The sequence below is a fragment of the Alphaproteobacteria bacterium genome (genome assembly GCA_030680745.1).
Taxonomy (GTDB): Bacteria; Pseudomonadota; Alphaproteobacteria; order JAUXUR01; family JAUXUR01; genus JAUXUR01.
Genome location: JAUXUR010000059.1, coordinates 65,079 through 91,437, shown reverse-complemented (window position 1 = coordinate 91,437; position 26,359 = coordinate 65,079). Strand labels below are relative to the sequence as shown.

Below are 26,359 nucleotides of genomic sequence, written 5' to 3'. Positions count from 1 at the left end.
TCCTTCCAATGTCCATTGACTATACATATTTTAAGACACAGATACACGTAATTTTGTATTATTACGTGACGGCGCGTCAGCAAATAAACGTAATCTATTCAACTTTCTTATAAATAACGTCTTCCTTCTTTTTTTCCATGATTTAAATAATGTTTTGTAGCCCAATTCTTTTTTTCTTCATCTGAAGTAAAATACTGATCGGCATAATTTTGCAGATCTGGATACAAACTAAGATATATTACGGGATTAAAATCTGCTGGGAGCGGCTCTAAATATGCTCTTCCTTCATTTCTTCCATGATTTATATAATGTTCTGTAGCCTTATCCATTTTATCTTCATCTGAAGGAAGCCGACTATATCCATTTTGCAGATCTGGATACAAACTAAGATATACAACAGGATTAAAGTTTTCTGGCAATAATCCACTATCGTCTATATAGAACAAACGGTGCATCTCACCTTCAAGAATATCTATTTGTTTAAAATTCCCCGATTCCATATGTGACAATATTCGCCCTGAAAGTACTAATCCTTTTTGAAAAAGAACCTCTGATTCTTGTCTTAATTCCTCTAGCATTTCTAAAAAGAACGCTCTTATACGATTTAATAAATGAATTTTTAGTTGATTTCCTAAAAACACAACATTATTATATCCAGCAACTTCTGCTTCTTTTATATTCTGTAAAAATTCTTTATATTTTCCTGTTTCTAAATCATAATCTTCATCTTCACCTTCATCAATAAGTGTTGCTTCAAGAATCTCAGTATAAAGCTGATTAAGACGTTGTGTTATTTCTTCTTCTCTGTTTGCATGAAGCGAAGATATATTTATAAAAATTGCAAAAGCAATTAAAGTTATTTTTTTCATTTTATCTCTTTCTATTCTAGATATTAAATTTAAAACACATATTTCATTACTGAATATGCGAAAAAACAATGTATCAAATTACTTTTATTAAAGCAACAGTAAAGAATACTATGTTTTTATCTGTTTTAAGAAAGAGTTTTTATTTATTTATATTTTATTTATAAAATTAATTTTATTAAAACATACAATCTCTTACATAAAAAAAGGGAGGCATAACCCCCCTTCCTTCTACCTATAGTCAATAGACTTGAGAAGTAGACAAGGAACAACGAACGAAGTGTATCCTTATATACATGAGTAAAGCGTGACGATGTATCCTTCCAATGTCCATTGACTATACATATTTTAAGACGCAGACGCACGCAATTTTGTATTATTACGTGTTGGCGTATCGGACAAAATTTGACGTAAAACGTAATGAAGGATGCCTCCATTTTCGAAATACTTCACTTCATCTTCTGTGTCAATGCGACATAAAAGTTGAATCGTTTCTTTTTGTCCATTGGGTCTTGTGATTGTGAACGTAACATCCATTTTAGGGCTTAAGCCTTTTTCAATGCCTATCACATCAAACACTTCATCGCCTGTTAGTTTTAAACTGAGGCGACTTGCATTATTTTTGAACTCAAGGGGCAATATACCCATACCAATAAGATTTGAACGGTGAATACGCTCAAAACTTTCAGCGATTACGGCTTTAACGCCTAAAAGCATCGTGCCTTTTGCTGCCCAATCACGCGATGACCCTGTGCCATATTCTTTACCCGCAATCACAACCAAAGGAATATGTTGCGCTTGATATTTCATCGACGCATCGAAAATGGACATTGTGTCATTACCCGGTACAAAGCGCGTGATACCACCGGTCGTCCCTGGCGCCATCTCGTTCTTCAAACGAATATTGGCAAAAGTGCCGCGTACCATTATTTCATCATTACCACGTCTTGCACCATAAGAATTGAAATCAAGCGGTGTAATGTTGCGATCTGTCAAATACTTACCAGCTGGTCCGTCTTTTTTAATACTGCCTGCAGGCGAAATATGATCAGTCGTAATGCTATCACCCAAAATAGCTAAAGCACGTGCCGATTTCACGTCTTTAATCGCATTTGGACTTAAGCCCATTTGATCGAAATAAGGTGGATTTTTGACATAAGTACTTTTTTCGTCCCAAACATAGGTCACGTCTTTTGGAATTTGAATCGCTTGCCATTCTTTATCGCCTTCAAACACATGCGCGTAGCGATCCCTAAACATTTGTGGCGTTAAAGATTGTTGAATGGTCTCTTCAATTTCTTTTTGACTTGGCCAAATATCTTTCAAATAAACAGGTTTCCCTGATTGATCCAATCCCAAAGGCTCTTTCGTGATATCAGAACGCATCGTTCCTAACAAAGCATAAGCCACCACCAATAAAGGAGATGCTAAATAATTGGATTTTGATTGTGGATGAATACGCCCTTCAAAATTTCTATTGCCCGACAGAACAGAGGCAACCATGAGATCTTGATTTTCAATAGCTTTCGCAATTTCTGGTTTTAAAGGACCAGAATTCCCGATACAGGTTGTGCAACCATAACCAACTAAGTTAAAGCCTAATTTATCAAGATCTTTATCTAATTTGCTTGCACTTAAATAATCACTCACGACTTTAGAACCGGGTGCAAGCGATGTCTTAACCCAAGGCTTTACATTCAAGCCTTTTGCAAGTGCTTTACGCGCCAAAAGACCCGCGCCGACCATCACCGATGGATTCGAAGTATTTGTACAGCTTGTAATCGCTGCAATCACAACATGCCCATCTTGAAGAGCATAATTTTGACCTTCAACTTGAACACTTCTAACTTTACCGTCGGATACTGATTCTTTAAACATTGTATCAAAAGATGCAGGGGCTGCTTCAACATCAACACGATCTTGTGGACGTTTAGGTCCTGCCATCGATGATTTTACGTTCGCTAAATTGAGTTCAACAATTTCAGTAAATATTGGATCTTGACTTGTTTCATCGCGCCACAAACCTTGCGCTTTAGCATAGGCTTCAACAAGTTTTACGCGTTGTGCGTCACGACCGGTAAATTCTAGATATTTAATTGTTTCTTGATCAATGGGGAAGAAACCACACGTCGCGCCATATTCAGGCGCCATATTCGCAATCGTCGCACGATCCGCTAATGGCAAAGACGCTAACCCCGAGCCAAAAAACTCAACAAATTTGCCGACAACACCTTTAGAACGTAAAATTTGAGTGACCGTCAAAACAAGATCAGTGGCCGTCGTGCCTTCAGGCAATGCGCCTGTTAGTTTAAAGCCAATAACTTCAGGAATAATCATGGAAATTGATTGACCGAGCATGACAGCTTCGGCTTCAATCCCACCAACACCCCAGCCTAAAACAGCTAAACCATTAACCATTGTCGTATGACTATCAGTACCCACAAGCGTATCAGGATAGGCGACTTGATTTTGGCTGCCTTCTTCGTGGGCGGTCCACACAGTTTGCGCTAAATATTCCAAATTAACTTGGTGGCAAATGCCTGTTCCTGGTGGTACAACGCGGAAATTATCAAAGGCTTGTTGACCCCATCTTAAAAAGGCATAACGTTCTTTATTGCGTTGATATTCAAAATGCACATTTTGTGCGAAAGAATCACTCGTCCCATAATTATCAACCATCACCGAATGATCGATCACAAGATCAACGGGCGTCATAGGATTAATATGCGTTGGATCGCCACCAAATTTTTTCACAGCATCACGCATCGCTGCTAAATCAACAACAGCTGGCACACCTGTAAAATCTTGCATCAATACACGCGCCGGCATAAAGGAAATCTCGTGATTCGAGGATTTCTTTTTTGTCCACGCTTTAAAAGCATTAATATCAGCATCTTTGACATGCGTGCCATCATAATGGCGAATTAAATTTTCAAGTAATACTTTCAATGACACAGGAAGACGATTGATGTCAGGATCATTTAAAGACGCTAAACTGTAATACGTATAGGAAGTATTTCCTACTTTAAGAATTTGCCTGGCTTTGGCTTTGGGATCTGACACTTTGTTCCTCCTGATAAGATTAATGGACATTTGATTCTTTTATGCGCTATTTTAGGTAAAATTACACAATCATACAAGTGCTGATGTTAGACATTAAAAATCTTTGCTTTTTCAGAGGCATGCAACGCATCCTTCGAAATATTTCTTTTACACTTAATAAAAGTGAGGCCCTTCTTATAAAAGGTGCCAATGGATCTGGCAAAACAACCCTTTTAAAATTAATTGCGGGTTTGCTGGAGCATGAGGACGACACAATTCATTGGCAAGGCCATAGAATTAAAGAAAACAATGTTCATTATTTTGGTCATTCTTTGCCTGTGGACATTGAACTTACAGGCTATGAAATGCTTCGTTTTTGGCTTAAAATCTCAAACCATCGATTCAAAAAAAAGCAAATTGAAGATCATTTGAGTGCGTTTAAAATCAATGCGAATGATTTCATTCGAACTTATTCGCAAGGCCAAAAAAAACGATTGTTTTTAGCCTATTATTTAAATTCAAGCCACAGACCTATTTGGATTATGGATGAAATTTTCACCAATTTAGATCAAGAGGCATCTGATATTTTGAAAGACGCTATTATGAAACATCTTGAAGCGGGGGGTGTGGCGATACTTTCAACCCATGAGAAGATTGGGTTAGAGGGATGTCGGGAATTGGTTTTGTAAAACCAAAACAACCATTTTAAATAAAAAACAAATTCAAAAATTTTTTTATTAAAATCTACAACCTATTAAAAAATAAACATACCACTTTCAAAAAAATAAAAAACCCAGTATTTTTTACGGGTATTTTTTTTAAAAGTAATTTGATATTTTATTATCTGTTAAATTTAATAATAACTGAATCTAAATTTAACATTATAAATTAACATGTAAAACAGAAAGACACTAAAATGAAAAAAATTATCTTACTTATGCTTCTTGCATTTTCTAGCACAGACCTTGTCCATGCTACTTTATTAGATGATAAAATAATTGAACATAGGAATATTATCACTCAAATGAGCGACAATATATTAGGCAATGCACCAAACCATAATTTACATCTAATGCTTAAACAACAATTAGACGTAATTTGGAATGAAATAACTCTTCTTTCAAGAGAAGAATCTATAACGTTACAGAATATTGCTGACACACTTGGAAAAATGAACAATCAAAGCAACTGGATGAATACTCGACATAAGAACACAATCGATGCATTACATAACACATTGATAAATTTCTATGCCGCAAATAACACCCTTCATGAAATGAAAGCAATGCAAATACACACAGATACTTTAGGAACATGGGCACGTGATTTCATAACAAAATAATTAAGAAAGAAAAATATTTTCTTAATTATCTTACAATACCTAAGACAAGATAATCTTAAAATCTATCTTGTCTTAGGGTTACATGATTTTAAGACAGATTCTGAACATCCACAGCAAACTCACTTTGTTGAAACAAAACAAGGTCTTTTTTAATCATTTTTTAAAATCGTCGCTACACATATTCCAATCGACGATATCAACTTTAAATAAGGCATCATCATTTTATACTATAAGTCTAATATAAAAAATATTTAACTCACTCTTCCCCAGAAGAGTCGTCTTCAAAATTTTCTGTGTCATCACCTAAATCATCACTCTCTGAAGTATCGCCAGGAAAACTTGAAAAAGATAATGAATCAACAGATACTTGAAAAGGCGTTTCAATTTGATCATCTTCGTCTTCACCATGATCACCAAGCTCTTTTTTCAGAACATTTTTAATCTTTTTACCAATTTCGTCAGGCACTAAAGAACGCTGATGAAGTGTTTCAAACAATGGAACAAGCGCACCTGTTTTACAATCCCCATGATTTGGCATCGTGATAGGTTTCATATCTTCTCCAAAAATCATCACATGAGAACCATGACCTCTTTGCACATTAAAAGTTAGTCCCATTCTTGTCACCATGGATTCTATTTGTTCTGGGCGCCATTTTAATTTCGCAAGCGATTTCACGCGACTTAAAAAGGTTTTCGCTTTTTTTCCACCCCGAAGCATTGTCGACATAAAACCTGGCATAAAAACTGAGGCATGATTATAAGCAGATCTTAATGAAGAACCAGCATGATCTAATTTTTTAGAATCAATTTTTTTTAATTCTTGACTAGACGATGATTCTATTTTTTTGCTTTCTAAAAAAGCAGCCTCTTTTAAAGAATTGTCTTTTTTTGTTTTTTTCTTTTCTTTCTTTGGCGCAAGAGTCTTCAGATAGCTTCGTGCGCTTTGCACAATATCAGAGCTCTTAACAAGAGGCATACTCATCTCAAAAGAAGCATTCGACGACGAACTGGAAGTATTAATAGTTTGATCTGGAGACGTTTCAAACACTTTTTGGGCTTTTAAAATTAGACTTGGCGTAGAGATGGAAGATGAAGAAGAGCTGCTGGATAAAACAGTATTTCTGTCTTTTGTCTTCTTTTTTTTCGGGGCTTTTGAAACTACATTTCGCACGGAGGAAGATGAACTTGAAGAAGAGCTGTTGGATGAAACAACATTTCTGTCTTTTGTCTTCTTTTTTTTTGTGGCTTTTGGAACTAGATTTCGTACAGAAGAAGATGAACTTGAAGAAGAGATGTTGGATGAAACGGCTTTTAAAACAACGCTCGACTCATAGGAAGATGAACTTAAATAAGAACTGCAAGATGAAGAACTACTAGAAGGTTTAGTATTAAAATTTGTAATGGAATCAATTAAATTCTTTATTTCAAGAAAGTTATTATTTAAATCATCAAGATACTGTTTTAAAATTTTCTTTCTATTCCATTTATCACAACAAACATCTACATTTTTAATTGAATTTATTAATTCTAAAGAAATATTAACATTACTTAAAATATTATCAAGCCCTATTTTGTTTGTAATATCTTTAAAAATTATAGAAATACTAAAATCCATATTACGTTCTAAATTTCCTAATAATCCATTGAAATATTTAACATCATTATTTTTATCTTTTCTATTTATATTCAAATCAAATAATTTTAATTGTAACATCATATCTCTAGAAGGGTTATTTATTTTAATATTTACTGAAATTGCATGATACAAATAATCAAATTTTTTAGAAAGATCATATGCGACTTCATAAAGATCCGAAACCTTAGCAAAGTCCATAATAACGTTATAAATATTTGCAAAAACAAAGGCCAAATCAGGATTCTTTTTTATGATATTAGAATCATCAGTTAATATATCCTTAAAAACACCTTTTTTTTCTAAATTGTTTAAAAGCCCTATAAAAGACCTTTCTGTTAATCCATTTACAGTAATCGCTTTTATAAGCTCTTTATAAACATCATCTTTATAATCTCTAAAAAATTCCTCAGGAAGAAGTCCAATAATATCAATTAAATGATCTGGTTTTTCTTGTATAGCCAAGAAATTAAGAGCATTCAAAACGGTATGTTTAAGATCATCACAAATGGATCCTTTTACAAAAGAAAAAAATTTTTGCTGATAATTAATAAACTTATTTAATCGTTCAAGATCCGTTCGATTACCATTCAAATAATATACAAAAATTCTTTGTATTAAATCAAAAACATCTGCTTTTTTTAATAAAGATTCATAATTTTTGTATGGAAAACCCATTAAGTCTAACCTAAGTTCAATTGCTGCTTCATGATCTTCATTGCGCATTTTCAAATCAGATAAAATTCTATATATAGAAGAACTTATAACAAAAATTTCACTCTTAAGAATTAAATATATGTTAGGTGTATTTTCATTTATAGTTAAATATTTTCTTAATTCATCGATTTCGTTTTTTAATTTTTCTAAAACAATAATTAAAAACTCTTTTATTTCGAATTTTTTACAAAGCATAAAATCACTAATAACATCGAAATGTAAATTTATTTTTCTACATTTAACAATATCATTTAAATCTAAATTTTCTGATTTTTGATTAAAAGCTAGATGGATTTCTTCATTATTAGTTATAAATTGATGCTTATTAAACTTTTCTGTAAGAAACGCTTCAGTATGCACTTCATAATCATCGCTCTCAATAAAAGCGTTTTGAATAATTTCTTCTTTAATCGATTCAAAAAAACAAGTTATTTCATTATATTCTTGTAACAAATAACAGTTTTCTTCCGGTGAAAAAAGAAGGTCAGACGATCCTGCGCTAGATGAAGAACTAGATGTAGATTCAGCGCTTGTGTCGACTTCGGCATCATCCGAAATATCTATGCTTTTATTGGTAAACGCATCGTCGTCTATGCAAAAAATTGTGCCCTGATGGGCAAAAACACCTAAGATAAGTGACGCCAAAAATATTTTAAATTTCATTTTACTTTATAACCCTTATTAAATTTATATATTAAGATAAAGCAGCCTTAATCAAAGCTGCTTTACCTATTAAAAATTAATGATTTTTACTTAATCCAAACTCACCCCAGCTTCGATTTGCATATCAAAACCTTTCGGTTCTTTTTTTTCAACAAAACGAATCTCTTCAACGGGCAATTTATTGTCTTTATAACTCAAAAGATCATCTATGGTGATTATTCCCAATTCCGGATTTGGCAATCTATTCATCAATCTTAAATATGCTTCTTGATTGATGCCGCTATTTTCGAGATTACGCCAAACTCTTTCATCAATGATCCTACTAGTATATGTTATGTGCAACGGCAAATCTGTTTCGTTGATCCTATAATTATCTATAATTATTTCTGCGGGTTTTAAGTGCCCATCTAACGTATTTCTTTCCACTATAATTTCTGCATGTTTCACTAATATTCCATTGCAATAAAAATCAAAAGACCTAGATCTATCAATTTTATCAGCAAAACAAACAATAATATTTATGGGACGATTTAAATAATGTCTTATTCCATTTAATTGAGAATCTATTTCCTGTGCTGTTTCACGAACCTCAAGAGGTACAGAAATCGTATTATCAGGATTTTTACTTTTAATTTTTTCTTTAATCTCAGCCTTGAGTGCGTTCTTGGTATTTTTCAAATCTGAATAAGAACATTCTTTTAAAATTTGTATTTTTAGTTCAAGTGGTAATAAATTAAAATTTATAACTTCATCTTGATTTTCTCTCTTTTCCGAGATAGAGCTTGAAGAAGATGAACTTGTGTCGACTTCGTCACCATCCAAAATCTCTACGATCTTGCTGGTTAACTCCTCATCGTCACCTATGCAAAAAATTGTGCCCTGATGGGCAAAAACACCTAAGATGAGTGACGCCAAAAATATTTTAAATTTCATTTTTAAACTCCTTTTAATGTAATTAACTTTCATAAGTATAAACTTTAAAACAAAAAAAATCAATAATTATTTAACAAAATATATTTTATATGAAACTTTACTTAAATTAATTCTTTTTTTATAAAAAAATATTATTTTATGTTTTTGTTTTTTAAATTTAAAAATTATTATTAAAATCTGTAATCTGTCAAAAAACAAACATACCCCCTCAAAAAAATAAAAAACCCAGTATTTTTTACGGGTATTTTATTTTAAAATAATTTGATATTTTATTATCTGTTAAATTTAATAATAACTGAATATAAATTTAACATTATAAATTAACATTTAAAATAGAAAGACACTAAAATGAAAAAAATTATCTTACTTATGCTTCTTGCATTTACCAGCACAACATACGCAAACGAATATGATGATAAAGCAAACGAATACATAAACCTCATCGATCAAATCTGTGACAATATATACAGTAAAATGCCAAATGAAGATCTACATTTATTGCTAAAAGAACGTTCGGACGTTCTTTTAAGAGAAATACTAGATGCACAGAAAGCAGCCCACGAGATAACGAAAACAGCTTTGGGAACAACGCAAAATGAAATGCTTGTTGACCAATACAAAAAAAACAGCAATTTATACATACAAAACTTACACAATTCAAAATATTCTACTCCTCCAGTTACCCCACAACTTATTGACCCTTTTGCAAATAAAAAATTCATCAATATAAATAAAAGTTTTAATAATATACATAAAAATTTTGAAAAAATGAGAATATACAAAAGCAAAAAAAGCGATGAACGTATGTCAATAATCATGCAGAAAACCAAAGCGGCTATGAAAAGTGAAACATTTCATGACGAAGACTTCATGATCAAATATGCTTCATATTTCTGGATATTTTAATATTTATATCCTAAGAAAATATTACACCTGCTTAAGGCAAGATAATCTTAAATCTATCTTGTCTTATGTTTTACATCCTTTTAAGACAGATTCTGAGCATCTATAACAAAACAATCTAAGGGACAATTTTTAATTTAAAACTCCCTTATTAGATTCCCACGTCACTGTTTTCCTGAACGCGTTGAAACGCAGCTTCATACGCAGATTCAGGATCCAGACTAAAATACATGCTCAAAGAGCATAGCGAGAGTTTATTAATTTTGCCATGATCTTCGACCATGAGTGTGATCTGGACCCCGAATCCTACTCGAAGCTTTGCTTCTCGCTTGTTCAGGGAAACAATAGTGGTGGGCAACTCGCAATGATAGTATGACTCCAGGATAAACAGAATGCTTAAAGCATTAAGGCACCTAGATGCCGGATATATGACAGCTTCTTTCTAATAACTACTTTTATGTAACTTTTTTCTTAACCCTAATATCCGTGTCCATATATGACGAACTCGTTGATTTTCTTTTAAGGCAAACTCAATATTAATAAGATCATTCATAAAATTAGCCCCCTACAAAACCAGCGCATCTAATTTATCTCTTGTTTTTATTTTTTCTTCTTCACTTGGATTAAATAATAATGATTTTTTCCATTCGTAACGTGCTTCGTCTACTCTGCCTAATTTAAGATATAAATCCCCCAAATGATCATGAATCTGGGGATCATTGGGTGTCAATAAAACGGCTTTTTCAAGATGTTCTTGTGCCAATGCAATTTGTCCTAATTTAAAATATGCCCAACCTAAACTATCGACAATGGCGCCATCATCAGGCGCAAGCGCTACCGCTTTTTTGATAAGATCCAATCCTTTTTCAAGAAACACCCCTTTATCAACCCATAAAAAACCTAAATAATTTAAAGAAAGTGGATAATTATCGCGCAATTGAATTGATTTTTCTAAATCTTTTTCAGCTTTTGGCCAATCTTTATTCATTTCATGGCAAACGCCTCTTAAAAAATAAGCATGCCACAAATTTGTTTTTTGTGTCGATTTTTCAAGAATATCAATGGCTTTATTATAAAAAAGAATTGCCTCTTGATATTTCTTTTTAGAACGCAAGCTATTAGCACGTAATAAAGAAGGTGATGCCCAATTGGGTTTAGAAACAGACATGGCATCGAGCAATAAAAAAGCATCTTTTGTTTTTTTTGTTTCAACCAAAATTTCGGCTTGTTTCATTTGTCCTAACCAATAAAAAGGAGAAACACTCGAAAAATTTTTGTAATGCTGCAACGCTTTAGTGTAATTTTTTTGATCCATTAAAATGCTTGCCAAAACCATTTGCGCAAGAGGAAAATTTGGCCTTAAATAAAGTGAAAGCTGAATAAACAGCAGAGATGAATCATACATATTCATTGATAAATAACTAGACGCAAATTGTGTTAAAACTTCAGCAATACCTTCTTGCGCATTATGGATATCAAAATTGGGCGCTATTTTTTCTTTAAGTCTGCTTTGAAATGTTTCGTAAATAAAAAATTCATTTTCTTTATCTTGCGCATTATTATAAATATTTTTAGCTTGTTCTAGATTTGCGATACGTTCAAAAAAACCACCAATAATCTCGATAAGTCTATAAGACATAGATTCAATGGGATTTGATGCTTTCCTATAATATTCTTCTGCTTTTTTTGGATCATTTAAAAATTCATATACAAGCCCAATATGATAATCATATGTTTGTGGGATAGTCATCATTTGTGCAAATTCTGTTACTTCAGCAACAGGAAGTGCCTCTTTTAACCCAGCATGTAACCACAATTTGATCAACGGCACGATAGAGGCAAAAGGCTCTAATTTATCTTGATATTGCGCAATTAATTTTAAGCCATCTTTATATTGACCTTTGTGAATAAAATTCACGAGCGATATCATGTAAGCAAATTCATCTGCCTGGTCATTTTTAATTAATTTTTGAACATATTGAACGGCTTTTTTAACATCACCTTGCGCAATATGCGTCAAATAAGTTGATTGTAAAAGCGTCTTTTCATGCGGCGCTAAATCGATGGCCTGATCCATGAATTGCACGGCAGCATCAAAATCACCCTTAATATAAGCATATTTACCTGCTAAATAATGACCATATGAAGATGCCCCTGTATCATAAAATACATCACTCGTTTTATGTTTTGGATGTGGCGATGAGCATCCTGCCATGAAAACAATAAACATTAATAATGATGCTTTTGAAATAAGATGATTAAAAATCAACGAATTTCGTCGTTGCGAACGGCACAGCCGTGAAGCAATCCAGAAAAAAAACTTTTCAAAGACTTTGAAAGTTGATTTAAAGACTGGATTGCCACACCCACTACGTGGGCTCGCAACGACGTGAGTTTTTATTTTCATTTTAAACCTTTACGTTAGACCTTTTTTGAAACGCGCTGATGTGCGTCGAGTGATAGGAGGTTCAGCACGGAAGGCCGGAATGTATCCTTATATACATGAGGATCTGAGTACTGAAACGACACCTCAATCGACCACAACAGTAGCGTTTCAAATAGGTCTATTACATGTTGGGATAATTTGGTCCCCCTCCACCTTCCGGTGTAACCCATTGAATATTCTGCGTTGGATCCTTGATATCACAGGTTTTACAATGGATGCAATTTTGTGCATTGATATGTAAATGTGACGATCCTTCTTCCTGTACAATTTCATAAACACCTGCAGGGCAATAACGTTGTTCAGGAGCATCGTAAAGTTTAAGATTAACATCGATAGGTGTGTTTTTATTTTTTAATTTCAAATGACAAGGCTGATTTTCAGCATGATTCGTATTTGAAATAAAAACTGACGATAATTTATCAAAACTTATTTTACCATCTGGTTTTGGATACTCAATTTTGGAATAATCTCCAGCTTTTTTAAGTGTTTTATGGTCTTCATGATGATTGAATGTCCATGGTGCCTTACCCCGTAAAATATAAGTATCAAGGGCTGAATATAATATACCAAAATAAAGACCTTTTTGAAAAGAAGGCCTAATATTACGTACTTTTTTAAGTTCTTGACCTACCCAAGATGATTTTATCGCTTCTTCATAATCAAAGGGTGTCACACATGTTGGATTCATCTGCGCGAAAGCTGCTTCTGCCGCAATCATGCCCGATTTCATGGCCGTGTTTGACCCTTTTATTTTGGGTACATTCATAAAACCTGCAGCGCACCCTACTAACGCACCACCCGGAAATGATAATTTAGGAATAGATTGATAGCCACCTTCATTCAACGCACGTGCACCATATGAAATGCGTCTTCCACCTTCTAAATAATGGCGAATACTTGGATGTGTTTTATAACGTTGGAATTCATCAAACGGACTTAAATGAGGATTTTGATAATCCAACCCAATCACAAAACCAAGTGCCACCTGATTATTTTCCAAATGATATAAAAATGATCCTCCATACGTATGACGGTCTAATGGCCAACCAATTGAATGTACAACTTTACCAGGAGAATGTTTTAGGGGATCGATTTCCCATAATTCTTTAAAACCAATCCCATAAGTTTGTGGGTCTCGATCTTTACGCAAATCAAATTTAGCCATAATTTCTTCACTTAATGACCCACGACATCCTTCAGCTAATAAAGTATGACGCGCTAGAAGATTGACACCATCTGTAAATTGAGCAGTTTTTTGGCCTTCTTTATCGATGCCCATATCACCTGTACCCACACCAATGACTTGACCCTCGTCATTATAAAGCATTTTACTGCCAGTAAAACCGGGGTAAATTTCAATGCCCATCGATTCAGCTTGAACACCTAACCAACGACATAAATTACCTAAGCTGATAATATAATTGCCTTTATTATGCATTTGAGGCGGCGTCGGAAGTTTAAATGACTTATTTTCTGTTAAAAATAAAAAATGATCTTCTTTTGCTTCTGTATTTAAAGGGGCACCCAATTTTTTCCAATCGGGTAATAATTCCGTCAAAGCATGGGGTTCAAAAACGGCACCAGATAAAATATGGGCACCCACTTCGGAGCCCTTTTCAATAACAGCCACACTTAAATCAATATGATGATCGCGTGCCAATTGTTTAAAACGAATCGCTGATGCAAGTCCCGCAGGTCCTGCCCCTACAATCAAAAGATCATAATTCATTTCTTCACGTGCCATTGAATGCTCCTTAATTCTTAACTTTAAGCTACCATAAAAGCCTACGCACAACAACTCAACAGCTTTAACAGCCAAAAAATTTTTAGCTAAAAACAACGCAAAAAATCTTTATAAATATTAAAAATACCCAAAATTTAATACAAATTTTTAACTATTTACCGCTATAATATAAATATAAGGGTAAAATTTAGGGAGAACCCAAATGGATTACAGCTCAGAAAAATTTTTAACAGGCAGGCTTTTAATTGCAACACCGCAAATGGGTGATCCTCGCTTTGTGAAATCTGTAATTTATATTTGTGTTCATAATGAAGAAGGTGCCATGGGCATCGTTATCAATCGTCACGTTGATTTTATTACTTTTTCTCAGCTTTTAAACGAGCTTCATCTTGGCAGTGATGATGCAGACGATAAAAAAGTACCCATTCATTATGGTGGCCCTGTTGAAGCCAATCGTGGTTTTGTCTTACACAGTAATGATTACACACATGATTCAACATTACACATTAACAAAGATTTTGGATTATCAGCAACTCTTGAAACACTGGATTCAATGGCACAAGGCAAAGGACCCACAAAATGTATTTTGGCTTTAGGCTATGCAGGTTGGGGACCAGGTCAATTGGACGAAGAGCTCCATGCCAATGGCTGGGTCAGCGTTCCTGGGGATCCAAGCATTATTTTTGATACTGATATTCAAAATAAATGGAACGAAGCCTTCAAACGTCTAGGCTTTGATGTGCATATGTTATCTGAAGATGTAGGACATGCCTGAGTTATACTAATTACCCAACCTATGGGTAAATTCGTCGTCAAGTCTTCGCTTCCGGTACTCCTGTACTTAAGTACACTCCGTGCCGGTTCTCACCTTTTCTAGACTTTACCGCATAATCTGGTTAATTAATGCTGAGGGGTCTGGAAACTACGATTTATGTAATCTTAAAAATTCATATCATTTTGCAAGACGTTCGCCCAATTTTTTATTGCGTTCAATACTTGCTTTAAAATGAGCTGCTACAATTTGACGGGGAAAAAAATTAATTTTAGATCGAATATAAAGATCAAATGCTTCTTCTAAAACAGCTTGAAATTGACGACCTTCTTTTGCAGCAATAAGATACATTTTTTCAAGCAACAATACATTCACTTCACTTGTAAATTTCTTTCTTTCTTGAATTTCTTTGTTCATAACAATTCATCTCCTTATTATCATAATAGCAATATTATTAATTTTTATCAAAAAAAAATCTTGAAACTGCCTTATTGATAGGATTATTTATCTCCATAGGTTTTATAAAATTAATGTCTATACTCGAATTATTTCAAAATGTGGGTAGAAAGATGAGTGGTGAGACAAGCGGAGTGTATTCTTCATACATGAGCATTGCGAATCCCGAAATCTGACGCCCTCCACAGTTTGAAAGAAGAGAAGTATATGCTAGAGTAAATATATTTCCCAGAAAAGGACCTTGCCATGACAGAGCAAAAGATTAATCATAATCCAATAGATTTATGGCAAGTTGTGCGTCGTTCTTTTTTAGGATTTTGTCCAAATTGTGGCAAGGGACGGCTTTTAAAAAACTATATTAGTCAAATTGACGAATGTCATCATTGCAACGAATCTTATGCACATATAAAAGCTGAAGACGGTCCTGCTTGGCTAAGCATCATTTTAGTTGGACATATTCTTGCCCCATTACTTCTTATCTATGAACCCAATGCTACGTGGCCTGAATGGGTGTCGATGACATTATGGCCCAGTTTGGCCGCCATTCTTTCGCTTATTATTTTACCACGCGCTAAAGGATTATTTATTGGGATGATTTGGCGTAATATGCAAAATACAATTAAAACGAAGAGTTGAACGAATTATATTTGATAATAAATTTCATTAATCTGATCAATATTCTGTCCATTTGAAGAAGACAAGACAGCAAATACATCAAATTTGCCCACTTTTTCAATATCAATAAAATACCGAATTGTGCATTCTTTGTTATCAGCTGAAGGAATAATTTTCGTTGGCTCAATGGTCCAAGAACCAGCAATATCTTTAACTTGCTCAATAGACTTCTTTCGAAACTCTACTACTGTGGTTGATTGATGCGTCGCTTCGGTACTCAGATCCTCATGTATGAAGAATACACTACGGTCTTCCGTGCCGAATCTTCTATCACTCGCCCCACATTAGCGAGTTTCAAAAGAAGTCTAATTGATTATGCAATTCGTTGCGCATAGAAACAAGAGATTGACCATTTGCAATCTTTTGAAAATCTGCTGAAAATGCACCCTCAATAAAAGAATTAAAATCCAAAGGAACACCAGCACCAAAGTCTGATTGAAATTGGTTATATTGATGGGCTAATTCTATAATTGACATATATTTTAGTCTTTCAAATAAATATTAAGAGGCCTTTGCAGAACCTCTAATAATCAAAAAAAATTAACTAAAGTCAAAAACGTAATATCTAAGCTAAATAAAAAGGCTCAGTTTCCCGAGCTCTTTAGAAGCCTTCACGTTGTAAACGTTTACGCATTAATTTGCGATAGCGTCTAACAGCCTCAGCTTTTTCACGTGCTCTTTTTTGGGATGGCTTCTCAAAATTACGACGAAGCTTCATTTCACGGAACACACCCTCGCGCTGCAACTTTTTCTTTAAAGTGCGCAGGGCCTGGTCAACATTATTATCATAAACATGTACAAGCACGGTTCTAACAAACGCTCCTTTCAATAGACGCATTACAAAGTAAGATAACTAGCATATCATATCACCTTCTGTAAAGCAAAAGATTAGCAACTAGCCACCTTTATGGTCAATCCATAACTGAATGAGGCCTACCTTACGCAACTTTGCTTCGATCTGCAATAAGGATATCAATAATTTGTGGATCTGACAGGGTTGATGTATCTCCTAGATCACTCAAATCAAAGGCTGCAATCTTCCGCAACAAACGACGCATGATTTTACCTGATCTCGTTTTGGGTAAATTCGGTACGAATTGCAACAAATCAGGCGTCGCAATCGGCCCAATTTGTGTGCGCACCATCTGAATAAGCTCTTGCCTAAGTGCAACAGACCCAACAAAAGGTGTTTTCAAAATGACATAAGCATAAATGCCTTGCCCCTTAATATCATGCGGGTAACCTACAACAGCTGCTTCGGCCACCGATTGATGATTGACGAGCGCCGATTCAATCTCAGCTGTTCCCAAGCGATGCCCAGACACATTAATCACGTCATCAATACGTCCCGTGATCCAATAATAGCCATCTTCATCACGTCTTGCACCATCACCTGTAAAATATTTACCTTTAAAAGTTGAAAAATAGGATTCAACAAAACGTTTATGATTTTTATATAAAGAACGCATCTGCCCAGGCCAAGAATCTGCTATACAAAGTGCGCCTTCAGCAGCGCCATCAAGAACATTGCCTTGAACATCAACAATTTCCGGTTTTATCCCAAAAAAGGGCAAAGTCGCCGATCCTGGTTTTGTTGAAATTGCCCCAGGTATTGGCGAAATTAAAATGCCGCCTGTTTCAGTTTGCCACCATGTGTCAACAATAGGACATCTCCCCTCGCCTACAATTTCATGGTACCAAAGCCATGCCTCAGGATTAATCGGCTCCCCCACCGATCCTAAAACACGCAACGAACTTCTTTTGGTCTTTTGCACAAAATCATTACCTTCACGCATTAAAGCCCTAATAGCTGTTGGTGCTGTATAAAAAAGACTCACTTTATGCTTATCAATAATCTGCCAAAAACGAGAAGCATCAGGGTAAGTAGGAATACCTTCAAACATGATTGTCGTTGCACCATTACATAATGGACCGTAAAGCACATAAGAATGCCCTGTTACCCACCCAAGATCGGCTGTGCAAAAAAAGATGTCATCCTCTTGATGATCAAAAACATAATGATGTGTCATCGCTGCATATACAAGATATCCCCCACTTGTATGCAACACACCTTTCGGCTTGCCTGTCGACCCTGACGTATATAAAATAAATAAAGGATCCTCAGCACTCATTTCAGCGCATGGCGCTTCAGATGGTGCTTTTTCAAGTAGCTCGTGTACCCATAGATCTCGATGTTCATGCCAAGCAACAGGCGTTCCAGTGCGCTTAACAACTAAAACTTTTTCAACATCTTTATTACCTTCCAAGGCCTTATCAACATTTACTTTTAAGGGAATATGTTTACCGCCACGTAATCCTTCATCAGCTGTGATCACAACTTTAGGCATGCAATCGTGAATGCGTCCCTTCAAAGCTTCTGGTGAAAATCCACCAAAAACAACGGAATGCACCGCACCAATACGCGCGCATGCAAGCATTGCAAAAGCAGTTTCAGGAATCATTGGCATATAAAGAACGACACGATCACCTTTTTGAACACCCAAATCTTTAAGTACATTGGCAAAGCGACAGGTATGATGATAAAGCTCTTGATACGTAATCGAGCGTGAAATTTTAGGATCATCCCCCTCCCAAATAATAGCGATTTTATCTGGACAATTTTGAAGATGGCGATCAAGGCAATTATAAGCCACATTTAACGTCCCATCTTCATACCATTTAATAGAAATAGGATCTTCAAAACTTGTATTTTTTACTTTTGAAAAAGGCTTTATCCAATCGATACGTGCAGCCTCTTTTGCCCAAAAAGCATCAGGATCTTGCACTGAATCATCATATTTTTTGTTATAATCATTCAATTTTAAATGTGCTTTTTCTTGGAATGCTTGATGCGGATTAAAACAAGATTCGGGAGACATTTTAGTACCTTTCGGATTGGCAATGATGTTTTTTATCAATTATAGATGATCGGTTCTTATTTTGTATATTTATTCGTATGATTACCATAAAAAAACGGTACATCCGATCTTACGCCTTTTAATTTCAAATACTCAACTTTGTTTTTGGATAATATGTGATTCACAATAGAAGACGTGCGTCCATTAAAACATAACCAACTAAGTTTTAGTATCCTTAATTCTGGCGGTAAAGCTTCGAGTATCCCTTGGCTTGCCATTTCATTAAAAGGCAAATACGTTATTTCCTGCGCTTTATAAGGAAAATAATTTTGAGAAGACGTCAAAAAACTAAATTGCACTAAATGAGTTTGAGCAATTGTCGAACGTAAATAAGCAACCAAATAAGGCACAATCGAATTAAAATCAAAACTATCATAAAGCCCCTGACATTTTAGTTTTAAAACCTTCAACGGCAAAGCATGTAAACACGATATAAAATTTACAAAACATCCAGGCGTTACACACAATTTTTCATTTAACGACAAATAATCCCATTGACGCCCCCAAGAAATTGAGAGATGTTCTAAATCTGTTTGATCTTTTAATATTCCAATAAGCGCCTTAGTCGATTGATCGCTTAAATTTTCTTCCAACACAATTTTTTTCATCTTTTTTGTCTTAAGAACTGAAGCAAGCTTTTGAATATCATCCTTAGACAATCCATTATTCACAAATCGAATGGCTACAAGACATGGGCATTTTGCTAATAAATTCATAAGGTTCGTAATTTCTGAAGATTTAAGCGAAATATGACTAAAACCCACAAAACGTATGTGCTCACAATTATTAGACATCATTTCTAAAATTTCATCAAAGGCCACAGAGGAAAAATTGCAATTCTTAAAATAAAAACCCTCAACATGCTTAAAAGATTCAAATTCTTCAAAATTTCTCACATTATCAAAACAATGATCACTGAAAAATAATTTTGTTACATGACCATCATCGTCAAAATCTTTCGTGTAATATGCAAGCGGATCAAACGAAACACCCCTTAACATTGGAAAAACATAATCTGGGGGCAACATACTTATTTCTTGTCCCGCTTTTTCCTCAAAAAAAGCTGCATTTGCTTCAAAAAAAATAAAAATGCACAACAAATAAAACCATAAACGCATTTTAAACACCTATCAAATTTATATTATTTCGTATCATAAAGTGTGAAGAATTTAAATTTTTATGTCCATAGATAAATATTTAGGTGATCGAATTTTTATACAAAAAAGATTGTTTAATCTAAAAATCTAGATAAAAAAAATGGTATATATCATGAAATATATACCATTTCAACTAATTCTACTTGAAGAAAATTTTATTCAGCTGCAGTAACTTTTTTATAAAGAGCAGATGCTATTGTTTCTGCAGCAGAACTTACAGGTTGCACATCAATCTTATAATCATCATGCACTTCCTTTAAATCCAATGATAATAATTTAATACGATTTGCGTCCATCTCGCTTTTTACATGGGCTCCATGAACCAAATTCATGGCAGTGTTACAATAAACACTTACAGCATTTGGATGTAAAACATCGATACATTCAGAAATAGACGATGTTGATTCACCGGGCACCAAAACAGAAGATTGCGTTTGTCTTAAAGCACCCAATACAAGATCCATATCATTATTCGGCACATTAAATTGGAAATCGAATAATGTATATTGGTCTTCAGAAATTTTTCGTTTTGAAAGCTCATCGACAAAGGCTTGGGTTACAAAATCTTTTTGACCATCACGATGTGAGGTTTTAATTTCTTGTAATTGAGCATCGTGTTTGCCAGTTCTTGGACCATTGATGATCAATAAATGACGATCTTGACGCATATCAGCAACATAATTTGCCAAATGACGCACATTTTCTTCTGTAAATAATTGAATTTTCCCCTCTGGTGTTGGCGCATCACCGCCAAGTATGATTCCCAAATAAGGACCATTTTTTGAGATCTTATTTTTGTTTGCTTGATAAATTTGTTCTATTGTTTCAATCTGACGATTATGTGAAACACCAATTGTTTTTATTAGTTGTGTTTTAGTTCCTGCAATCGTTTGATCAAAATGATCAATTGCATGAATTGGAAGCGCCATAAAATCTACTTTTCCAACAAGCTTTGGATGATCCGAAGTCACCATATGGCATAAATGAACAGAAATTGTATCTACAAAAGGCAACATTTCAGAAAAAGAATTTACTGTTTTTTCACCAACAGCAAGAATAATAGGTTTTTTGTCAACATTACTTTGTAATGTATTAACATAAAAACGCAAATCACTTTCTTGGCCCATATTAAATTCTTTAACATCTATGTCGCCTGCAATTTTTGCAAATGCTCGTAAAACGCCATTCACTTGATTTTCATCACCCTTATGACCAAAATCACGATAAACAACTATTTGCTGAGAAGCAAAAGCCATATCTGATAGAAAAAGTGTAAAAACAAATAGTAAACTTGATAATATTTTAAATCTTGGTGTCATTTTGTTTTCTTTCTAAGTGTAATTATAAAATAGTTAACCAGTACCTAAAAAGATTAACAATCAATTAACTTCTAGTACCTTCAATCCGTATTTAAAAAAAATTTTCATGATTTTCTTATGCACTTCTAAATCTTCACCCCAAAAAATATTTTTATTTTCAGGCTTATTGATGCCCCTAGCATATCTTTTTAATTCTTCGAGTGCTTCCGCATGACCTTTTTGTGCAGCTTTATCTAGATAAACAAAATATTGATATGGCAAATTTAGATAACCAGGCATATTTGCTACCAAATCGCGTGAAGCTTTGTAATCTTCATTACCACCTGCAAACGATTGTGTTGTCATTAAAAAAAAAGTCAACACACTAAAAAAACATAATTTTTTCATAGCAATCCTCAGAACATATTAATAATTGGTATAATTTTGATACTATACCCAATTAAAGAATGCAATATTTTTTATATATAATCATATGGTTCGATGTATCAACCCAAAGTCATATGACTACATCAATTCGTATCATTTTATAGCTGATTGACTATTATGTTACACATTTCAATGAGTCAAGAATCAAGCTTGTTATATATTAAAGTGACTTAAGATTCAGACAATGAGCTACGTCGAAGTGTAGTCCTTCCTACATGAGAGCGGCAGCGACGATGTATCAACCCAAGTCACTTTTACTATACTATAAAATACGAACTCGGGAATTAAAAGGAAGGCCACGATGTTTGAATTACATGTTAAAATAAGAGGTTTCGTCATCACGAACAGCCAAAAGCTGCATGGTAATCCAGTCCTAAAATCAATATTTATCAATTTTAAGTGTTTTTTTGTGAATTGCCACGCGGCAAAGCCGCTCGCAATGACGAAAGATTTTTGTTTTTCAATGTGTTAATTTTCGAGTTCGCGTTATAAGATTCATACAACACATCCAAATTTTCATATCTATTTTTTAAACTTACTATCCCCATCTTCTTTTTTCACAGGCTCAAGCATTGAATCCAAATTACGTTTCAAAATCTCTAATTTGTAACTTGGCAAATGATACGCCCAAGGAGAAAGTTTCGTGTTCACCTTTTTAACTTCCTCTTCAACACCTTCTTTATTGCCTTTATGCGTATCTTTAAACTTATCATGCTGCTGTGCATCAAAGCTTGCTTTAAAAAACACCCATTCATTGCTTTCGGCTTTACCGCCTGGCGCTTTATTTAAAAAATCTTTACTTGATTTTGCTTCAATTTCAGCATCACCTTCTTTTTTATGAGCTTTGCCTAAAAATATTTCTATATAAAGACCATCAAAAGTTTTATAGGTGACGATTGGTTTTTCTTGAAAATTAACGCGATCCTTCGGCAAGACATCAGCAAAACTTAAATCTGTTAATCCTTTTGCAATCATATCGACCGTGTAAGGCGATTTAATTTTACGCCCTTCAGGCACAGGTTGCATTTGAAACGATGTTTTCTTCGCATCATCACGCCAAATATTAAATTCTTCACCTTCCGAAGGTGTAAAATGCATAGATGCCATTCGGTTTTTATCCACCGACATAATATCGCTTTGCAACCATTCTTTTAAATCTGGGTTTATTTTAATGTTGCCGCGCGCAAGCCAAACTTGATCATCGCCCTCAGAACGCACAAAGTAACCGTCTTGAATGCCAGGTACATGTGTTCCAATGTAAAGGTCGACAAGATGATTGGCACCAACACTCACAATAAATTTTAGGCCCTTTGCATCTTTTTTAATTTCATCAACACCCAAATTAGGAAAATAGTCTTTTTTACGCGTTTTAGCTTCTGCTTTAACAAGTTCTGACAACGCTGTTAAGTTACGCTTAATATTTTTAAAATCCGCGGGATAATTAAATTTATCAGGCACAACCCAAAGATCATTTTTGCGCGCAAGCTTAATATTTACATCAGGCGCTATTATTTCTATCGCATCAATATCATTTAATTTGTCTTTTAAATCAGGATAAAAACGTCCCGTCTCAAAATGCACTGTGCTTTCATCATTACGCTGCTTAACAGCGTAATAAGCAGCACCTGCCACAAAAATCATAACTACAATGACGACAAAGAGGGTTCTAGTTCTCATAATAATTGCCCTTTTCGTTACGCTGTTTTTGCATGTTGACGCCTAGCACGAAGAACGCCAAAAAATATTGCAAAAATAAAGACTAAAAGTGGAATAAATCCAATATTTAAGAATTCAACCCATTTTTCAAGTGACCTAATATCCTGCCTTAAAGCAAGTTGTACTTTACGTAATTCTCGCCTTACAACAACAGCTTCTTGTCTGAAATTTTCAATAGCAGATTGTTGTTCATGCGATAAAATTTTACCATCTCCATCAGCACTTTGAAGATCAGCTATTTGACGCTCCGCCTGAATCAATTTAGCACGCAACGCTTCTGCTTGCGCTTTATAGTTTTTCTCAGCCTCATCTTGTAATTTTTGAACAAGGGTGAAAGGACGTGCTGAAAGACCACGGCTTCTTAAACTTATAAGCTCGTTACTGCCAGATAAATTATCCAATGCGTTAATAACAAAATCAGCATTATTAGCAAGTGACGTCATCAAGGGTTGACCAAAGAAATTTTGTACTTGAACCCAAAATCTGTTTTCCAAGAAATCAGTATCAGCCACAATAATAGCATTCAAAGTACCTTCTTTTACAAAAGGTTTATCTGAATGTTGTTCATCTGGTGTTGATGCTTGTGCGTTTTCTGCTTTCTTAGGTTTGCCATCAGGAAATAAAGTCGTTATTTTACCACGCAACCTTGCCGCCAAATTATATTTTTCACCACTTGGGACAAAATTTTTCAACAATTTTTCAGGATCAGGCTGTCCCTTTAATTCTTTCGTATCAATCAACGCAGATTCAGTTGACGATGTCATCAAAGGCGTAAATTCAAGATTTGATTTCTCAAGTTTTTTCAAATGACCTGCACTTGCCATATTGATCGTTTTAAGATCAGAAGTAACCAAATCTTCTTTATTAAAATTATTCTTTGTAAGTTTAATCCAAGGAAGATATTGAATAACATTCATTTCCCCTTGTGCACCCATATTCACTTTTTGGGCTAAGGCTATATCACCCACAACTTTTTGTGGCTCCAGTTCAATCCCCCAATGATCAAATAATTTATATAAATCAGAGGATAATTTTGGTGCATCGGGTTGTGGTGGTGCATAAGGATTAGGTGGCCCTGCTTGCATCGCATTATAATCAGAATGCGGATCAACAAAAGCAATCATTTTACCACCGCGCAATAAATATTGATCAATCGCATACAACGTATCATCTGGTAAATCAACAGGATGAACGAGCATCAATATATCAACGTCATCTTCAATCTCTTTTAAAGGATTGAAGAGGGTACGCGTAATAAAGGTTTCACGAATTTGATTCACAATCATCCATGGCATTTGCCCTTGAGCTGGTTGCTCAAGCGCAATAGAGCTTAAAATACCAACCACTTTACGTTTTGGATTCGCTAAATTACCTACCAAGCGCGCTAAATCATATTCCAAAAATTTTTCTTTATCTGGTTGAAAAAATGGAATTATTTCTTTTGTATCCAGCATATTGGTGCCAACTAGACCAAAATAAACTTTTGTCCCTGCATTATCTATGGGCACACCTTGCAACCCAAGGCCTACTGCTTCATCTTCAACTTCTGAAAATGGTTCTGGATCCAAGACACGAAGCTTAACCTTACCTTTTGACAAATCAGCAATTTCTGTTAGGAAGTCTTTTACACGCGTTCCATACACACCGAAAGTTGGTACGGCGCGTTGTAATTTATCAGAAAAATATAAACGTAATGTAATCGGCTCATCAATTTTTTCAATTGTTTTGCGCATGCCTTCTGAAAGGGTATACAATTTATTCTCTGTTAAATCGAGCCTTGCATTTGTTAAAAAATAATTAAACAAAATGTTTGTCGCAATAAAAAGAACTATAGCTGCAACAATACCGATGACAAAGCGGGATTTATGAATCGAACTAATATTGAGTGACATTCTAAACTCCCTAAGCCGCTTTTTTAAGATCGACGAGTGCAACATTAATAAAGATAAACAAGGCCATCATTGACACAAAAAAGATACCATCGCTTAAATCAATAACGCCGCGTGTAAGTGAATCAAAATGATTATGGAAACTAAACCCTGATATTGTATCTAATGCAAACTTTGGCATCCAATCCCCTGCAAAATTAAGAATTAAAGGTGAACCAATAGCTACAAAAATAAAACATAAAGTGGCTGAAATCACAAAAGCAATCACCTGGCTTTTTGAAATTGCCGAAATGCACGAACCAATGGCTACAAAAGCGCCTGCCATCAAGAAACTACCAATATAACTTGTCAATATCACCCCGTTATCAGGATCACCTAAAATATTAACACTAATCCACATGGGAAAAGTTAATAAAAGCGCGCACCCCGTAAATACCCAGGCAGCTAGAAACTTACCCATCACGACTTGCGTCACAGTTAAAGGCAACGTTAACAAAATTTCAATTGTTCCCGTTTTACGCTCATCGGCCCATAATCGCATCGCAATAGCAGGAATAAAAAACAAATACAACCAAGGATGAAACATGAAAAAAGCATGAAGATCAGCTTGACCCCAAGCGAAAAAATCGCCTAAGAAAAAAGTAAAAATACCTGCCATCACCAAAAAAATGATGATAAAAATTGCTGCAAGTGGGGTTGCAAAATAGCTTTTAAGCTCTCTTTTAAAAACAACAAACATAAC

At 34.6% G+C, this 26,359-nt stretch carries 21 protein-coding genes; 5 read left to right on the top strand and 16 right to left on the bottom strand.

Going from position 1 to position 26,359, the window contains the following annotated elements; all coding sequences use genetic code 11:
- Window positions 1-107: 107 nt before the first annotated feature.
- Both Q8L85_06915 and acnA read right to left on the bottom strand, forming a co-directional pair.
- On the bottom strand, window positions 108-869 hold the full coding sequence (locus Q8L85_06915) for a hypothetical protein (protein ID MDP1724417.1): 762 nt from the start codon (window positions 867-869) through the stop codon (window positions 108-110).
- Between the two features lie 345 nt (window positions 870-1,214).
- Entirely contained in the window at window positions 1,215-3,929 is a 2,715-nt protein-coding gene (gene acnA, locus Q8L85_06910) for an aconitate hydratase AcnA (protein ID MDP1724416.1), read from the bottom strand.
- An 83-nt stretch (window positions 3,930-4,012) separates the two neighbouring features.
- On the opposite strand from acnA, the gene ccmA reads away from it, so the two are divergent.
- Both ccmA and Q8L85_06900 read left to right on the top strand, forming a co-directional pair.
- A complete protein-coding gene (gene ccmA, locus Q8L85_06905; GenBank protein MDP1724415.1) occupies window positions 4,013-4,597 on the top strand; it encodes a heme ABC exporter ATP-binding protein CcmA in 585 nt (194 codons plus the stop codon).
- A 227-nt stretch (window positions 4,598-4,824) separates the two neighbouring features.
- Entirely contained in the window at window positions 4,825-5,250 is a 426-nt protein-coding gene (locus Q8L85_06900) for a hypothetical protein (GenBank protein ID MDP1724414.1), read from the top strand.
- A 256-nt stretch (window positions 5,251-5,506) separates the two neighbouring features.
- On the opposite strand, the gene Q8L85_06895 is transcribed toward Q8L85_06900, so the two are convergent.
- Together Q8L85_06895 and Q8L85_06890 are read right to left on the bottom strand one after the other, a co-directional pair.
- On the bottom strand, window positions 5,507-8,263 hold the full coding sequence (locus Q8L85_06895) for a hypothetical protein (GenBank protein ID MDP1724413.1): 2,757 nt from the start codon (window positions 8,261-8,263) through the stop codon (window positions 5,507-5,509).
- Window positions 8,264-8,353: 90 nt separating this feature from the next.
- Window positions 8,354-9,196 carry a hypothetical protein gene (locus Q8L85_06890; GenBank protein ID MDP1724412.1) on the bottom strand — a complete coding sequence of 281 codons (843 nt, stop codon included), beginning with the start codon at window positions 9,194-9,196 and terminating at the stop codon, window positions 8,354-8,356.
- Between the two features lie 348 nt (window positions 9,197-9,544).
- Between Q8L85_06890 and Q8L85_06885 the strand changes: the two genes are divergently transcribed.
- The gene (locus tag Q8L85_06885) at window positions 9,545-10,102 is read left to right on the top strand and encodes a hypothetical protein (protein ID MDP1724411.1); all 558 of its coding nucleotides are present in this window, start codon (window positions 9,545-9,547) and stop codon (window positions 10,100-10,102) included.
- A gap of 562 nt (window positions 10,103-10,664) precedes the next feature.
- Here the strand turns inward: Q8L85_06885 and Q8L85_06880 are convergent.
- Window positions 10,665-12,506, bottom strand: coding sequence for a tetratricopeptide repeat protein (locus tag Q8L85_06880; protein MDP1724410.1), 1,842 nt, complete (start codon window positions 12,504-12,506; stop codon window positions 10,665-10,667).
- Between the two features lie 160 nt (window positions 12,507-12,666).
- A complete protein-coding gene (locus tag Q8L85_06875; GenBank protein ID MDP1724409.1) occupies window positions 12,667-14,289 on the bottom strand; it encodes an electron transfer flavoprotein-ubiquinone oxidoreductase in 1,623 nt (540 codons plus the stop codon).
- Between the two features lie 202 nt (window positions 14,290-14,491).
- Between Q8L85_06875 and Q8L85_06870 the strand changes: the two genes are divergently transcribed.
- The gene (locus Q8L85_06870) at window positions 14,492-15,064 is read left to right on the top strand and encodes a YqgE/AlgH family protein (GenBank protein ID MDP1724408.1); all 573 of its coding nucleotides are present in this window, start codon (window positions 14,492-14,494) and stop codon (window positions 15,062-15,064) included.
- 177 nt (window positions 15,065-15,241) lie between these two features.
- On the opposite strand, the gene Q8L85_06865 is transcribed toward Q8L85_06870, so the two are convergent.
- Window positions 15,242-15,478, bottom strand: a complete 237-nt coding sequence (locus Q8L85_06865; GenBank protein ID MDP1724407.1) for a hypothetical protein — start codon at window positions 15,476-15,478, stop codon at window positions 15,242-15,244.
- Between the two features lie 285 nt (window positions 15,479-15,763).
- On the opposite strand from Q8L85_06865, the gene Q8L85_06860 reads away from it, so the two are divergent.
- Window positions 15,764-16,153, top strand: a complete 390-nt coding sequence (locus Q8L85_06860; GenBank protein ID MDP1724406.1) for a DUF983 domain-containing protein — start codon at window positions 15,764-15,766, stop codon at window positions 16,151-16,153.
- 333 nt (window positions 16,154-16,486) lie between these two features.
- On the opposite strand, the gene Q8L85_06855 is transcribed toward Q8L85_06860, so the two are convergent.
- From Q8L85_06855 to Q8L85_06815, 9 genes are all read right to left on the bottom strand, one after another.
- Window positions 16,487-16,669 (bottom strand): hypothetical protein, encoded by a 183-nt coding sequence (locus Q8L85_06855; protein ID MDP1724405.1) that lies wholly within the window; start codon window positions 16,667-16,669, stop codon window positions 16,487-16,489.
- Between the two features lie 124 nt (window positions 16,670-16,793).
- Window positions 16,794-16,997: a 30S ribosomal protein S21 gene (rpsU, locus tag Q8L85_06850; GenBank protein MDP1724404.1), complete on the bottom strand. Its 204-nt coding sequence runs from the start codon at window positions 16,995-16,997 to the stop codon at window positions 16,794-16,796.
- Between the two features lie 133 nt (window positions 16,998-17,130).
- Entirely contained in the window at window positions 17,131-19,071 is a 1,941-nt protein-coding gene (acs, locus tag Q8L85_06845; protein ID MDP1724403.1) for an acetate--CoA ligase, read from the bottom strand.
- Window positions 19,072-19,127: 56 nt separating this feature from the next.
- Entirely contained in the window at window positions 19,128-20,228 is a 1,101-nt protein-coding gene (locus tag Q8L85_06840; GenBank protein MDP1724402.1) for a hypothetical protein, read from the bottom strand.
- A 194-nt stretch (window positions 20,229-20,422) separates the two neighbouring features.
- The gene (locus Q8L85_06835) at window positions 20,423-21,586 is read right to left on the bottom strand and encodes a hypothetical protein (protein MDP1724401.1); all 1,164 of its coding nucleotides are present in this window, start codon (window positions 21,584-21,586) and stop codon (window positions 20,423-20,425) included.
- Between the two features lie 60 nt (window positions 21,587-21,646).
- Window positions 21,647-21,973, bottom strand: coding sequence for a hypothetical protein (locus Q8L85_06830; GenBank protein MDP1724400.1), 327 nt, complete (start codon window positions 21,971-21,973; stop codon window positions 21,647-21,649).
- Window positions 21,974-22,534: 561 nt separating this feature from the next.
- Entirely contained in the window at window positions 22,535-23,689 is a 1,155-nt protein-coding gene (locus Q8L85_06825) for a DUF4340 domain-containing protein (GenBank protein MDP1724399.1), read from the bottom strand.
- A gap of 17 nt (window positions 23,690-23,706) precedes the next feature.
- Window positions 23,707-25,620, bottom strand: coding sequence for a Gldg family protein (locus Q8L85_06820; protein ID MDP1724398.1), 1,914 nt, complete (start codon window positions 25,618-25,620; stop codon window positions 23,707-23,709).
- Between the two features lie 10 nt (window positions 25,621-25,630).
- Complete coding sequence (locus Q8L85_06815) at window positions 25,631-26,356, bottom strand: ABC transporter permease subunit (protein MDP1724397.1); 726 nt, start codon at window positions 26,354-26,356, stop codon at window positions 25,631-25,633.
- Window positions 26,357-26,359 lie beyond the last annotated feature (3 nt).